Raw genomic sequence first — 14,593 nt, forward strand, 5'->3', positions numbered from 1 at the left:
GCTTACCTATAAAAAGGTGTGCAAACAATACAATTAAGCTATCAATAGCCATTGATTTATATTCATAACTATTGATAGCTCATTGATAGGTATACATTGCATCACCTTATCAAAAGGAGTTTGATATGAGTTTTCAAATTGAAAAGATCCATCACGTGGCCTATCGCTGCAAAGATGCTAAAGAAACCGTCGAATGGTACCAAAAGCACTTAAACATGAATTTTATTTTAGCCTTTGCCGAAGATCATGTGCCCTCAACAAAAGCCTTTGACCCTTACATGCATGTATTTTTAGATGCAGGTAATGGCAACGTACTAGCATTTTTTGAAGTGCCTAATCAGCCTGAGATGGGCTTTGATCCTAATACCCCGAACTGGGTTCAACATTTGGCGCTGAAAGTGAAAGACCGCGATACTTTGATAGCGGCCAAGAAGCAATTAGAAGATGGCGGAGTTGATGTTATAGGGGTGACCAACCACGGCATTTTCCATTCTATTTATTTCTTCGATCCCAATGGTCATCGTCTAGAGCTGACTTATGATGACCCGACCTCAGAAGACAAAGTGTCTATGATTACCGAAGATATTAAACAAGACATGCTTGATGAGTGGTCACGTACCAAGCGTGCTCCCGCCCATACACAGTTCTTACACGCTGAGGAATTGGCAGAAGCAAGAGAGGTCGCGCCTGCCGGTGAATAAGGCTGCACTGATACTCACTTAGATAAGTCAGTAGCTGTTTATAAAGATTCATTGTTCATAAGATAAAGCAGTCGCTACGCAATTTGATAGCGCTGTGCGATGGCCATGATCTGCTCAACCACGTTATGCTTGGCGCTCATCGGTAGCTGCTCTGTAGTGCCAATAACGGTAATCGCATACTCTAACGGGGGATGTTCAGTAAACGAGCGACTATTGGTAGATTTATCGGTACTGTCCATATTATTCGTACGATCAGGCGCTGGTAAGAGTACAGGAATGGTAATAGCATTGATACCCATCAGCATATCACCTGTTACTGTTGCATACCCTTGCTGGCGAATTTGAGCTTGTAATTGCGTAAAATGCTGCCATTTTTTTGCTATTAGCGCGGCATCACTCGTTTGCCATTCGGCGATGACCAGCGATTTGATGATAGCGTCAGGCTGATAGCTGGCAAACAGCTGACCTGTAGCCGATGTTGTCAGCGGCATACGTGAGCCAATACGCGTGATGATACTGATGGGACTATCAGGTTCGACAGACTGAATGATAATAGGGCCTTCATTGAACCATTTAGCGATTTGTACCGCGCAATTTGTCATTTTTTGAATATCATTGGCAATATAAGTGAGCCGCTCTAAGATATTGTTAGAATTAAGCCCTGTATGTCCCATTGCGCTTAGAGCTGCCAATGAACTGACTCTATCGCCAAGACCATAGCGGCCATCATCGAGCTTACGCGCGTAGTCTGTGCGGATCAGGCTGACCAAATAACGATGGCACTTAGCAGGATGCATCTGTATCGCTTGCGCGATGTCCTTTAGCATCATAGGCTCGTTATAATCGATAAGCACATCTAATATCGATAGCCCCACTTCTAGTGATTGGACGCCGTTTTGGGTTTTATTTGCGCTCATAGGCTTATCTACAGGGTTTTTAGCTGCTGGCATGTTTGGCTCGATTGCATTTTTAAAAGTTTGAAAGTAGCGGTGGTAGAGGTGATTATAACCATATCACCTGCCTTATATACAACATAACATAATAAAAGGATTTTATAATGATGACACTTTATGGCTATTTTCGTAGTAGTACCGCGTATCGCACGCGTATAGCGCTAAACTTAAAAGGCTTAGATTATGATAATGTGTCGGTCAATCTAGCGAAGGATAAGCAGTTGGAGGCTGATTTTAAAGCGCTGAATCCACAAGGGTTAGTGCCTGTGCTGCAAACCGACGATTTACTCTTGTATCAAAGCCCTGCTATCTTGGAGTGGTTAGAAGAAGTCTATCCTACGCCTGCGTTGCTGCCTAAAGACGCCGCTGGGCGCATGCAGGTACGCGCTATCAGTGCTATGATCGGCTGTGATATGCACCCGATCAATAATCGGCGCATACTGCAATATCTACGTAATGAGCTATCAGTGGAAGAAGAGGACGTTATGGCGTGGTGTAATCGCTGGATGAGCGATGGTTTTGCCGCACTAGAGAAGCGCTTAGCCGCGGATGAGGCGCGTGGGGATTTCTGCCATGGCGATAGTCCTACTTTGGCAGACTGTTACCTGATTCCGCAGGTTTCTTCGGCTCGTCGTTTCAAAGTCGATCTAAATGCTTATCCTAATATTGTTGCTGTTGACACGCATTGTCGTACGCTAAAAGCCTTTGGTAACGCTGATCCTATGATGCAGCCTGATGCCCCTCAGTAACCATATAGGCTGCGTGACAATATAGAGACTATATAGTCATAGACAAAATATAGACGGCGTGACAAAAACATATTGGCGCTTGTATCGGCTGTATTATTATTCGTTACTAGCAGCCACCCGTACATGCGCCGCTGGGAAGATAGCACTAAAGGTTGAGCCCTGCCCTTCTACCGACTCAATTTGCAAAGTAGTATCATATTGATAAAGCACATGCTTTACAATCGCTAGTCCCAATCCAGTCCCACCTGTGGCTCGACTACGACCGCTATCGACTCGATAAAAGCGCTCGGTCAAACGGGCCACATGGTTTGGGGCAATACCAATCCCATTATCAGCAACCGCAAACCGGCAACCTCCTGACGTCTTGCACCAACTGATGACGATATCACCTTGTTTTGGTGTATATTTAATGGCATTGATAACTAAATTAGACAAAGCACTGTTTAAATACATCTCTGAACCATAGAGGCCATCGTAGGTGTCTATCTGCAAGTGCAGCGTATGGTCATACTCCTGATTATACGCCTGCGCATCATCATAAACCTGAGTGAGCAGCTTAGTCATATCGATATAATGCAGCTCATGGGTCTCTTCGATCTCAATCCGAGACAATAACAACAAATCGTTGACCACTCTATTCATGCGCGCAGTCTGCTGCGTCATCAGCTCAAAACCGCGTCGCCACTGCGCTGGTATATCAGGCTGATCAGAAAAATTCTCCAAATATCCCATCAGCACGGTTAACGGCGTTCGTAGCTCATGAGAAACATTGGCCACAAAGTCGCGGCGCATTTGCTCTAGGTGTTGTAAGCGGGTCACATCATAAATAATCAGCAACTTCTCATCGCCAAAAGGCGTGAGTTCACATTTGAGATAACGGTTAGGGTCACGCCACGATGCTATATTCACCCCATCATCAGATGTCTCTGTACTCTGATAATACTGGCGAAACTCAGGAACATCGATAAAATCAAAGATACTTTTGCCATGATCCGCTGACTGTAATAATAATAAATCTTCGGCGACCTGATTCCACCACTCCAAACCATCATCGTCATTTAACAAGATGACCGCATCTCGCAGGGCACGTAAGGCACTTCTGATTTTTTTAAGCTGATCGGTGGAATTTTGCAGGGCGAGCTGATTTTGGTTTTCTTGCTGTTCGTTATTCTTTGGTGCGTTATCCTGTGATGCGTTTTCTCTAAGCATTATGATACATACTCCTTATCTTTATTGAGCCAAACTAGAAAAACGATAACCGGTACCGCGAACCGTTTGAATCAAGGTACTACAATCATGAGGCTGGAGTAATTTGCGTAAACGCCGAATGTGCACATCAATCGTGCGATCCTCGATATAGACATTGCCGCCCCACACCTGATCGAGCAGTTGGGTGCGCGTATAAGCACGCTCCGGATGACTCATAAAAAATGCCAGCAGTCGATACTCTGTTGGACCAAGCTCGATAAGTGTATCGTTTGCACTCACCCGTTGGCTTTTAGGATCGAGACTCAGCTTGCCGATTTCAATTGGCTTATCGCCACTAAGCGCACGACTACGACGTAACACGGCTTTGATTCTTGAGATTAATTCACGCGTAGAGAAAGGTTTGGTCATATAGTCATCAGCGCCCGCATCAAGTCCATGCACCTTACTATCCTCTTCACTTTTGGCGGTCAGCATAATCACGGGTATCTCAGCCAACAGCTCATTGCTTTTGAGCATGCGGCAAAAATCAATACCGCTCTTATCACCCGGTAACATCCAATCTAGCAAAATAAGCGCCGGTCTGTGATCCACAACTTGTTGATGCGCCTCTGCAACATCAGTCGCTTCTAAACTCTCAAAGCCCGCCATCTCTAGCGTCATCACCACCATCTCACGAATTGCAGGTTCATCTTCGACAATCAAAATCTGCTCATTGCGCATGCCATCGCCTCATTATTGAAAGACAAAGTTAAAAAACGTAGAAATAATTAAAACAATAACTATCTGGCCATTAAACCGCCTAATTATGACAGTTTGATGACATTTACCCTCAAACCGTTGCTGACAAAAAACTCATCTCACATCATAACGACTTTTACTCTAGATATCAGCCGCTATTAGCCGTAGCTCTGCCCTTTATCACACCTCTATTTTAATTAAATGACTTTTCCAAAAAAATATCTTATTTCATCAAACTGTCATATTTGCTCGGCACAATGGGTTCATCGACCACCAAGCGTCTTTGTAGCAAAATATTTTTAGTAAAGCAGTATAAATAAAGCACCATTTATAAAAAACCGAAATCAATCTTATTATTTGTAAACGCCCAATACTTAAATCTGATTACCTTTTAGGAGAAATAATGCGTTATTCATTCATAGCTTTAGCAGTCGCAAGTACCTTGACCTTAGCTGCTTGTAACCAAACTCCCGATAACAATGAAAGCAATGAGCCAACTCCTTCGGCGCAATCAACCACCACTGCTACCGACAATTCTAATACTAAATCAGCTGAAAACGTGTCGATGAATATCACCGGTGCGGGTGCTTCTTTTCCGCAGCCTATCTATGCTAAATGGTCAGATGCCTATCATAAAGCAACAGGCGGTCAAGTGAACTATCAATCGATTGGTTCATCAGGTGGTATCAAACAAATCATCGCAAAAACCGTTGATTTTGGCGCATCCGATGCGCCGATGACGCCAAGCGAGTTAAACGAAGCGGGTCTGATTCAATTTCCGACCGTTATCGGCGGCGTGGTTCCTGTCGTCAATATCGATGGCATTGAGCCAGGTGAGTTAAAACTCGATGGAAAAATGCTCGCTGACATCTATCTTGGCAAAATCAACAACTGGAATGACCCTGCCATTGCAGCCATGAATCCCGATTTAAGCCTTCCTGACGCAGCTATTACGACAGTGTTCCGTTCAGACGGTTCGGGTACGACATTTAACTTTACAGATTATCTAGCCAAAGTTTCAAACGACTGGAAGGATAGCGTTGGCGTTGATAAAACGGTGAAATGGCCTACCTCAGCCACTGGTGCAGGCGGTAAAGGCAACGAGGGCGTCTCAAGCTATGTAACGCGTATGAATAACTCCATCGGCTACGTTGAATACGCCTATGCGAAGCAAAATGGCATGTCACACGTTGCCCTAAAAAATGCCGCTGGCAACGTTGTACAGCCTTCTGCGCAGACATTCGCCGCCGCTGGCGACATCGATTGGTCAAAGCAAGAAGGCTTTTATAAAGTCATCACCAACTCTGAGACCGAACAAGCATGGCCTATCGCTGCTGCTACCTTTATCTTAGTTCACAAACAGCCGCAAGATGCCAAACAAGTGGCAGGTGTTCTTAACTTTTTCGATTGGGCTTATGCTCAGGGCGATGATGATGCAATGAGCCTTGATTACGTACCTTTTTCAGATACGGCCGTGGCTTTATTTAAAGCGAAATGGAACGAGGTGGTAGACGGCGAAGGTAAGCCTGTTTATACCGCAACTCAAAGCAATTAATACTACCCCTCATCAAGCAAGCTTATTAGATTATTGAGGCTTTTATGGCAGATCTAAAATCGCAACTGACAAAACAAAAACGCTTTGACGCAGTATTTGTCAACGCCACCAAAGCATTTGCAATTTTGGTGCTGTTGTCGCTTGGCGGCATCCTGCTGTCATTGATAATCGGTGCGTGGCCAAGTATCACTGAGTTTGGCTTGGGATTTTATACCAGCAACAATTGGGATACGGTTAACGATCAATACGGTGCGCTTGCCCCCATTTACGGAACGGTAGTCACTTCGCTCATCGCTCTCTGTATTGCCGTGCCAGTCAGCTTTGGGATTGCCATCTTTTTAACGGAACTTTGCCCCAATTTTTTGAAAAAGCCATTGGGTATTGCCATCGAGCTGCTGGCAGGTATCCCTTCCATCATCTACGGTATGTGGGGGTTGTTTGTTTTTGCGCCGTTTTTTGGTGATCACGTTCAGCCTTGGTTTATTGAAAATATTGGCCCCCTACCTATTATTGGTCAGGTTTTTACCGGAGCGCCGATGGGACTGGGACTATTTACCGCCTCGTTAATACTGGCAATTATGATTATTCCCTTTATCGCCGCTACTATGCGCGATGTTTTTTCTGTGGTGCCAGACCTGCTAAAAGAATCGGCGTACGGCATGGGTGCCACCACTTGGGAGGTAATGTTCAAAATTATCTTGCCTTATACCAAAACAGGTGTGGTTGGTGGCGTGATTTTGGGACTTGGTCGGGCGCTTGGCGAGACGATGGCTGTTACTTTCTTGATTGGTAATGCTTTTAATATCAGCCCCAGTCTATTCACCTCTGGAGTGACCATTACTTCAGCGCTAGCCAATGAGTTTGCTGAAGCGTCCAGTGAGTTGCACTTAGCGTCACTACTGCATTTAGGATTAATACTGTTTGTGATTACCTTTATCGTTTTATCAATATCTAAGCTCATGCTGATGCGTATTGACCAAAAAGCAGGCAATTGATACCGCTAATAATTTCAATATAACAAAGATACAGCAGCAATTATTTGACCTAAGAAGGACAAACACTTCATGACTTTCGCACCAGTCACCACGCAAACTACGCAGCCAAGCCAGCCTTCTGTACGCTTTGAAGATCGCTATAACAAGCGTCTTTATAACAAGCGCCGTTTTATCAATAGATTGGGGCTTGGTTTTGCCTTATCAGCGCTTATATTTGGCCTATTTTGGCTAGTTTGGATTTTATTTACGCTGTTTGTGGAAGGCTTGCAAGGGTTAATAGAGATGCCTGTCTTTAGCGCAGATACCCCGCCTCCAATGGCCGAAGGTGGTCTACGCAACGCCATTATTGGCTCAGCGCTATTGGCGGTGTCAGGATTAGCGATTGGCGCACCAGTGGGCATGATGGCTGGCATTTATTTAGCAGAGTTTTCAAATGGCAGTATGCTCGGTAAGGTTACTCGATTCTTAAATGATATTTTATTGTCCGCGCCATCTATCGTGATTGGTCTGTTTGTTTATGCGCTGATGGTTAAAGGACAGAGCTTTTCAGGTTGGGCCGGTGCGTTGGCACTAGCGCTAATTGTCATTCCTATTGTCGTGCGTACGACGGAAAACATGCTAAACCTAGTGCCCAATACTTTGCGCGAAGCGGCTTATGCACTGGGCACACCAAAATGGAAGCTGGTCAGTACCGTGACGCTTAAAGCCGCCAAAGCAGGTCTGACCACCGGTGTGCTGCTCGCTTTCGCGCGTATTACTGGTGAGACCGCGCCCTTGCTATTTACCGCGCTGAACAACCAATACTTCAGTACCGATATGAGTGGGCCAATGGCCAATTTACCCAATACGATTTATCAATTTGCCATGAGCCCTTATGACAATTGGCATGCATTAGCTTGGGCGGCGGCGCTGCTCATTACTGCGACGGTCTTGCTATTAAATATTGCCGCGCGCTTTATCGGCGGGCAAGACCATAGCAGATAGCTTAAGGCTAACCAGCTACAAGGCTAAGAGTAGAAACCATACCTGCATTTAATAAGCTTTCAAATTAATAAAGTTTTAAAAGAAGAGGATACTATTATGACTGATGTATTAGAAAGAAGAGCAACTAAACCGTTAACACATACAAGCCGCAAACGTTGTTTACTAGATGACGCTATGTTTGATAATAATCAGGATATTCAACCAGACATCGCCCATCTTATCAAACAAACTATGACAGATATGCCTGACAACATGCCGCCTGCCAAGATGACTATTAGCGATTTGGATTTTTATTATGGCGATTTTCAAGCGTTAAAAAATATCAATATTGATATTGCAGAAAAAAAGGTCACCGCTTTTATCGGCCCATCAGGCTGCGGAAAGTCAACGCTGCTACGTACCTTTAACCGTATGTACGACTTGTATCCGAGTATGCATGCTGAAGGTCAAATCACCCTCGATGGTCAAAACATTTTGGCAAAAGATACCGATGTTAATTTGCTGCGGGCACAAGTCGGCATGGTCTTTCAAAAGCCTACACCCTTCCCGATGTCCATTTATGACAACGTCGCATTTGGCGTTCGCCTCTATGAAAAGCTCAGCAAAGCAGAGCTAAATGAGCGTGTCGAGTGGGCGCTTAAAAAAGCGGCGTTATGGCCTGAGGTGAAGGACAAGCTTAAAGCATCAGGCTTGTCATTATCTGGCGGACAGCAGCAGCGACTTTGTATCGCCCGCGCAGTAGCAACGAAGCCTGAGGTTTTGCTATTAGATGAGCCAACATCAGCGCTTGACCCGCTCTCTACTGGTGCGATTGAAGATTTGATTAGCGATTTAAAAAACGACTATACCATTGCTATCGTAACGCACAATATGCAGCAGGCCGCGCGCGTCTCCGACTACACTGCTTATATGTATTTAGGCGACATGATAGAGATGGGTGATACCCATCAAATGTTTACCAATCCAGCACAAAAAGCGACTGAAGATTATATTACCGGTCGTTATGGCTAAGTGGCTGTTGCTTTAAACCCGGTTTAGCTGGTTGAGGCATTATCCGCCAAATCTGGCCGAGGACTCAAGGTATCGGGTTTAAGTAGTTGACTGTTGAACTCTTCAATTGAATCGGCACTATAGCCGTCTGCAATCTTGGCGTCGGCCTTGTCATCACGCTTGATATGAAAATCGGACTCGATGATTTGCGTAAGACGACGGGTAAGTTCATCAAGCGGCCATGGCCATAAGATGGGGCGACCATCCTCATGCAGATACCAGCTATTACAACCGCTCGTCCACACTGTCGTCCCGAGCGCCTCGTTCACTTCTTCATAAAAGGCGTCGGTGGCCTCTACAGTCGGCTCAATCTCGCTAATACCTTCACGGCGCATGCGATCCATCCAGTTTATGACATACTGGGCTTGCGCTTCGGCGATAGGCACCAATGAGGAGTTACCAATAGGACTGTTAGGTCCCATCAGTGTGAATAAATTAGGGAATCCTGGGATCATCGTAGTGTTATGGGCAATGGGTCCCTCGTTCCAAGCGGCATCTAAGGCGATACTATCACGCCCTGTCACTTGCATTGGACGCATATAAGACTGCGCATGAAAGCCCGTAGCGAAGACTAAAATATCAAACTCATGTAGTTGACCGTCTTTGGTCATCACGCCCTTTGGATCGATACGTTCGATATGGGTGGTGCAAACCTCAACATTGGGCTGCTGTACTGCTTTATAGAAGGTCGGGGAAGAAATCATGCGCTTACACATCGGTGCATAATCTGGCGTCAAGCGCGCGCGCAAACCATCGTTAGCCACTCGGGATAGACTGCCCTTAGCACCCTTACTAAAGAAAGACCGCTGCCACCCAGGTGTCAATGGCGCTTGAAATAAATTGGTAAATAGCTTACCTGAAGCATTATAAGCCAAGCGCTGAATGGCAGGTACTTTTGCCGCTAGCGTGCGTAGCGGTTTAGGAATCTCTGGGTTCGGCGCGCTAATGACCCACTGCGCGCTGCGCTGAAACAAAGTCACTTGCGCGCACTGCTCGGATAATGCACTGAGTATTTGCACGCCAGTTGAGCCATTACCGATGATACCAACACGCTTACCCTCTAAATCAACGCTATGATCCCAACGCGCGCTATGAAAGCTTGCGCCTGCAAAGGTTTCTATACCTTTGATATCTGGCATATTAGGATGATGCAGTACTCCTGTGGCACAAACTAGCACGTCAGCTTCGTCAGTCTCGCCAGCTTTAGTGCTGATCTGCCAGCGACCGTCTTCAAATTTGGCTGCGTCAATTTCAGTATTGAATTTAATGTGTTCGGTCAAGCCGCGTTTTTCGGTGACGTATTCAAAGTAATCGCGCAGCTCTTTACCGGGCGCAAATACATGGCTCCACTTTGGCGATAGCTCATCTTTATAACAATAAAAATGCGCAGGAACATCACAAGCAAGGCCCGGATAAGTATTATCCCGCCAAGTACCGCCCACAGCGTCCGCTTTTTCATACATCACAAAATTGGAGGTTCCGGCTTCTTTTAGCGCTTTGGCCATCGCAATACCTGACATGCCAGCGCCAATAATAGCGACTTTGGGTAGCGGCTCTTTTGGTTGATATCTTGGAAACTCAAGCGATTTATATTTAAGTGCCGACTTGGTAAATAGACGATCGATCACGCCCATCACCAAAATACCCGGATGCCAGACGCGTATCGGCTCATAGGCGACGGCATACAAAATCATGTCCGCGCCGGCTTCAACTGATAGCTTAGGATAAGCGTTCCAAGTATTTTGCGCAGGCGCGATCATCTCCGTTTGCGTGAGTGGCAGATGCACCGTCGTCCAGTTGATACCATCATTATAAGTCTCGGCAGATACGCTCTCAGCAAAGCCATCTAGCGCGTTCTTTGAGGCGATATAAGCGCCAAATCTTGGCGTCCCTGAGAGCTGCGTGCCCATCGTTGAGATATTGATGACATGGCCGCCAGTACCGCTGATGCGCATGCGATCGACTAAAGGAATGGTGAGGTTAATCGCGCCGAAGTAATTAATTTTCATGACGCGCTCATAGTCATGTAAGCGCTCGGCAGCGTCATAAATCGTGCGGCGGATAGAGCGACCGGCATTATTGATGATGGTATCGACACCGCCATGCTCTTTAATCACCTGCGCAATGAGGTTTTCACGGTCATTATCCTCACTGAGATCACAAGTATAGATAAAGGCCTTGCCATCAAAGCCAGCCGCGGCGTCAGCGACTTCTTGCAGTTTATCGCTACGGCGCGCGACGAGTAACACGTGTGCACCAGCTTCAAGCAAAGATAAAGCCGCACTACGACCCACTCCTGAAGACGCGCCAGTGACTAAGATACGCTTGCCTTGCACTTTTCGGCGCAGCTCGTCCGCGAAAGAGCGACCAGCAAGCAAACGTTTGATTCGACGGAATTGACGGGTAGGCTCAGCTTCTAATAACAGATCGGCAATACGATCGGCAGGCGTACGTTTGGGTTTTGCAGTCCGTTTAATATCCATATCAATCCCTCTCCATGATGAGCCAAAGCCTGAAGCTCTCTTAAGCATCCTGAGCCTACTAATAAAACAGCCCTCATTAATAAAGTTAATTTAACTATAGATAACAAAAAATGATAAATGAGGTAATCTTTTAGATTATTTATTATCTTACAATTATCTACTAATCGTAAGTTTTATAATGACTTACAAGTGTACACTAAGCCAAAAACCTCCTAATGCTTTAAGGCATGGTACTGATAATCCTCGCCTAAGATAAGGATATCTTATGAGCGCGTACAACTCTGGTCTCATCACCTTTTCAAAGGTGCTCGGTAGGCTTCCTAATCTTGCCTTTAATCCTGCTAAAACCAATGACGCGCTTTGGGTATATCTGTCTAATGATGACAATCTCACCCGAGTCGATGACAAAGAATACCAGCATAACTAATCTTTCTAAAGTAGAATAATATGTATTTACAGAATTCATAGTAATTAAGGTTACTATTAATTTCTTACCGACATCACATATAAATCAAAATAACTTATCTCTATTTAATAAAATTAATACTGATTCCGCAAGTATTTATTATATAGTGGTAATTATAATTATCGTTATAAACACCTCTAAAATTAAATAATTCAAAAGACAGTGTATAAAGGAAAATGAGCTATGAAAAATACTCGCTCAAAACCGCAGTCCAGTACTAGGCATAAAGCTAGCACTAAGACAGACGCAGCTAGTAAAAACAGTAAAATCAATAGTGAAAGCTCTAAAGTAGACGGTGAAACCAAACCTGTAGCGCTAGCGCCATTATCCGATATGCGCCCGGCTACTTTAGATAAAATAGAGAAAGCCGTGCGCCAGCTTTTTGCGGGTAGTGATGCTAGCGATATTACGATGATACAAATTGCCAAGGCTGCAAACGTATCGCTACAGACGCTCTATAAGTATTTTGGCGATAAGCAAACGGTGCTTTATACCATTATGGATTTAGTGTTAGGCAGGCTCGCGACAAGGATGATGGATCACTTGCAAGGCATTGATAGCGTAGAAGATCGTCTACGTAAAACGCTATGGGTTTGCTTGGATTTTGTCGATACTCATCCCGACGCAGTGATGGTGTTATCCAAAGTATCAATAGCGCGTTTTCATAACATCGCTATTTACAATAACAAAGAGCTTATTAATGCTTTTTTGAGTGTGCTTGAGGATGGTCAAAAGCGCGGAGTATTGGTTGATACGGTTCCATTGCACATTTTATTCGATGTGTTTATGGGGTTTATCAGTCGCCTTGGTATTATGCAAACTATTCGTCAAGCCAAAGAGCCATTGAACGCAAATTTTGATGCTTTATTTAGTATATTGTGGCGCTCTATGTCTAAGCCTGAGCTATCGGCACTATGAACAGATCATTAAACAAATCCACACAGTAAAAAGCTGAGTTTTTTAGCTCAGCTTATGTATACCTTATGACTGAAAACTATATTTCAGCGGTATTGGCTGATTTCCTAAGCTCATGACGTAGTATTTTACCGACAGTAGATTTGGGTAGCTCGGTTATAAACTCAATATGACGCGGACATTTGTAGCCGGCTAGATTTTCTTTACACAGCGCTTTTATATCTTCTTCATTCAAACTAGGATCGCCCTTTACGATATAAGCTTTAACCGATTGACCTTGGCGCTTATCAGCCATACCAACCACGGAGCACTCCGCCACCTTGGGATGGGTCTCGATGATATTTTCGACTTCATTGGGATACACATTAAAGCCGCTGACGATAATCATATCTTTTTTGCGATCATATATTTTGATAGCGCCTTGCTCATTCATAGAAGCGATGTCACCGGTTTTTAGGTAGCCGTCAGCAGTAAAAAACTTAGCATTGTCGATATTATGATAAGTTGTGATGACGTTATCGCCTTTGATGCACATCTCGCCCACCTCACCTAACTCTAAAATCTCTCCTTCATCATTTCGGATACTAATATCGACTCCAGGTAGCGGTAAGCCAACATTGCCACTGTACTCAGTACCGTCAAACGGATTGGCGGTTCCTACCCCTAAGGTCTCTGACATTCCCCAACCTTCGAGGATAGGTAATCCTGTGACTTCAAGCCAACGCTTAGCGGTTTCAGGAGTCGCTGCCATACCGCCAACCACCGTCAATTTGCATTCTGAGAAGTCTAGTTTCTTAAAGTTAGGATTATTGACAAAGGCTTGAAATAAAGTGTTCACCCCCGGCAGAAGATGAAAAGGGCGCTTACTTAATATTTTAATAAAGCTATCAATATCACGAGGGTTAGTGACTAACGTGAGATGCTGACCTACCGTCAAACCGACTATCGAGCAGATAAAAGCATAAATATGATAAAGCGGCAGGGCAATAATGGTGTTCATCTGAACGCCATCAGCAATGTCAGCATAAACCGGTTTGAACCATTCAACGTACTGATAAGTCGCCGTGACCACATTTTTATTATTGATCAAGATACCCTTGGCAACACCTGTCGTGCCGCCCGTATATTGCAACATTAATAAGTCATTTTGGCTAATATCTGGACGCGTATAAGGCAGATATTTCGCTTGTTTTAGCAGGCCTTTATAGCTAATGACACTATAGCTGGCATTGGATGCAAGCTGATAATTAGGGATGGCTTTTTTTAGATATTTTGCAGCGATATCTACAAGCCCGCCTTTTGCCGCTCCTAGCATATCGCCAATTTTACTAATAACGACGGTCTTGACTAAGGTTTCATCAACTATTTTCTCGAGCGTATTACAAAAGGGTTCTAAGATAAAAATTGCTGAGGCGTTGGAGTCAATCAGCTGATGTTTTAACTCGCGAGGGCTATACAATGGGTTGATTAAGGTGGTCACCATACCTGCACGTATAACGCCGATGACAATAGGTAAGTACTGATGGACGTTAGGCATCATAATCCCTATGACTGAGCCTTTGGCAAGTCTCAAACCTTGAATCCAAGCGGCAATCTTCAATGACATTTTATCAATTTGCGCATAAGAGTAGCTCACGCCCATATTACTAGTAAACTCAAGAGCAGCAAATTCTTGCAATTTATCATCGAATATATCTAGCACGGTACTATGTGGTCGATCTATATGTGCATTGACCCCCGCTGGATAACTCTGTGTCCAAAATTTATCCATAACTTACCTTCCTTGGTAATTGGT

The 14,593-nt window shown here is 44.6% G+C and carries 13 protein-coding genes; 8 read left to right on the plus strand and 5 right to left on the minus strand.

What is annotated here, in order from left to right; genetic code table 11:
• The first annotated feature begins 125 nt into the window (after positions 1-125).
• Entirely contained in the window at positions 126-701 is a 576-nt protein-coding gene (locus tag ACS8E3_RS11470) for a VOC family protein (protein WP_439244316.1), read from the plus strand.
• A 74-nt stretch (positions 702-775) separates the two neighbouring features.
• Here the strand turns inward: ACS8E3_RS11470 and ACS8E3_RS11475 are convergent, their stop codons facing one another.
• A complete protein-coding gene (locus ACS8E3_RS11475; RefSeq protein ID WP_439244319.1) occupies positions 776-1,651 on the minus strand; it encodes an IclR family transcriptional regulator in 876 nt (291 codons plus the stop codon).
• 110 nt (positions 1,652-1,761) lie between these two features.
• Here ACS8E3_RS11475 and maiA point away from each other — a divergent pair, with 110 nt between their 5' ends.
• Positions 1,762-2,403 carry a maleylacetoacetate isomerase gene (gene maiA, locus ACS8E3_RS11480; protein ID WP_439244376.1) on the plus strand — a complete coding sequence of 214 codons (642 nt, stop codon included), beginning with the start codon at positions 1,762-1,764 and terminating at the stop codon, positions 2,401-2,403.
• A gap of 96 nt (positions 2,404-2,499) precedes the next feature.
• Here maiA and phoR read toward each other — a convergent pair whose 3' ends face one another.
• Together phoR and phoB are read right to left on the minus strand one after the other, a co-directional pair.
• On the minus strand, positions 2,500-3,612 hold the full coding sequence (gene phoR / locus ACS8E3_RS11485) for a phosphate regulon sensor histidine kinase PhoR (RefSeq protein WP_439244321.1): 1,113 nt from the start codon (positions 3,610-3,612) through the stop codon (positions 2,500-2,502).
• A gap of 21 nt (positions 3,613-3,633) precedes the next feature.
• Positions 3,634-4,332, minus strand: coding sequence for a phosphate regulon transcriptional regulator PhoB (gene phoB, locus ACS8E3_RS11490; RefSeq protein WP_439244323.1), 699 nt, complete (start codon positions 4,330-4,332; stop codon positions 3,634-3,636).
• 421 nt (positions 4,333-4,753) lie between these two features.
• Here phoB and pstS point away from each other — a divergent pair, with 421 nt between their 5' ends.
• From pstS to pstB, 4 genes are all read left to right on the plus strand, one after another.
• The gene (pstS, locus tag ACS8E3_RS11495; RefSeq protein ID WP_439244325.1) at positions 4,754-5,905 is read left to right on the plus strand and encodes a phosphate ABC transporter substrate-binding protein PstS; all 1,152 of its coding nucleotides are present in this window, start codon (positions 4,754-4,756) and stop codon (positions 5,903-5,905) included.
• Between the two features lie 44 nt (positions 5,906-5,949).
• On the plus strand, positions 5,950-6,900 hold the full coding sequence (pstC, locus tag ACS8E3_RS11500) for a phosphate ABC transporter permease subunit PstC (protein WP_439244327.1): 951 nt from the start codon (positions 5,950-5,952) through the stop codon (positions 6,898-6,900).
• Positions 6,901-6,969: 69 nt separating this feature from the next.
• Positions 6,970-7,884, plus strand: a complete 915-nt coding sequence (gene pstA, locus ACS8E3_RS11505) for a phosphate ABC transporter permease PstA (protein ID WP_439244329.1) — start codon at positions 6,970-6,972, stop codon at positions 7,882-7,884.
• 231 nt (positions 7,885-8,115) lie between these two features.
• A complete protein-coding gene (gene pstB, locus ACS8E3_RS11510) occupies positions 8,116-8,895 on the plus strand; it encodes a phosphate ABC transporter ATP-binding protein PstB (RefSeq protein WP_439244377.1) in 780 nt (259 codons plus the stop codon).
• A 23-nt stretch (positions 8,896-8,918) separates the two neighbouring features.
• Here the strand turns inward: pstB and ACS8E3_RS11515 are convergent, their stop codons facing one another.
• Entirely contained in the window at positions 8,919-11,417 is a 2,499-nt protein-coding gene (locus tag ACS8E3_RS11515) for an SDR family NAD(P)-dependent oxidoreductase (protein ID WP_439244330.1), read from the minus strand.
• A 265-nt stretch (positions 11,418-11,682) separates the two neighbouring features.
• Here ACS8E3_RS11515 and ACS8E3_RS11520 point away from each other — a divergent pair, with 265 nt between their 5' ends.
• Entirely contained in the window at positions 11,683-11,844 is a 162-nt protein-coding gene (locus ACS8E3_RS11520) for a hypothetical protein (protein WP_439244331.1), read from the plus strand.
• Between the two features lie 222 nt (positions 11,845-12,066).
• Entirely contained in the window at positions 12,067-12,801 is a 735-nt protein-coding gene (locus ACS8E3_RS11525; protein ID WP_439244334.1) for a TetR/AcrR family transcriptional regulator, read from the plus strand.
• Positions 12,802-12,877: 76 nt separating this feature from the next.
• On the opposite strand, the gene ACS8E3_RS11530 is transcribed toward ACS8E3_RS11525, so the two are convergent.
• Positions 12,878-14,569: an AMP-binding protein gene (locus tag ACS8E3_RS11530; protein ID WP_439244336.1), complete on the minus strand. Its 1,692-nt coding sequence runs from the start codon at positions 14,567-14,569 to the stop codon at positions 12,878-12,880.
• Positions 14,570-14,593: the final 24 nt, after the last annotated feature.

This window comes from Psychrobacter sp. 2Y5 (assembly GCF_051847375.1).
Taxonomy (GTDB): Bacteria; Pseudomonadota; Gammaproteobacteria; order Pseudomonadales; family Moraxellaceae; genus Psychrobacter.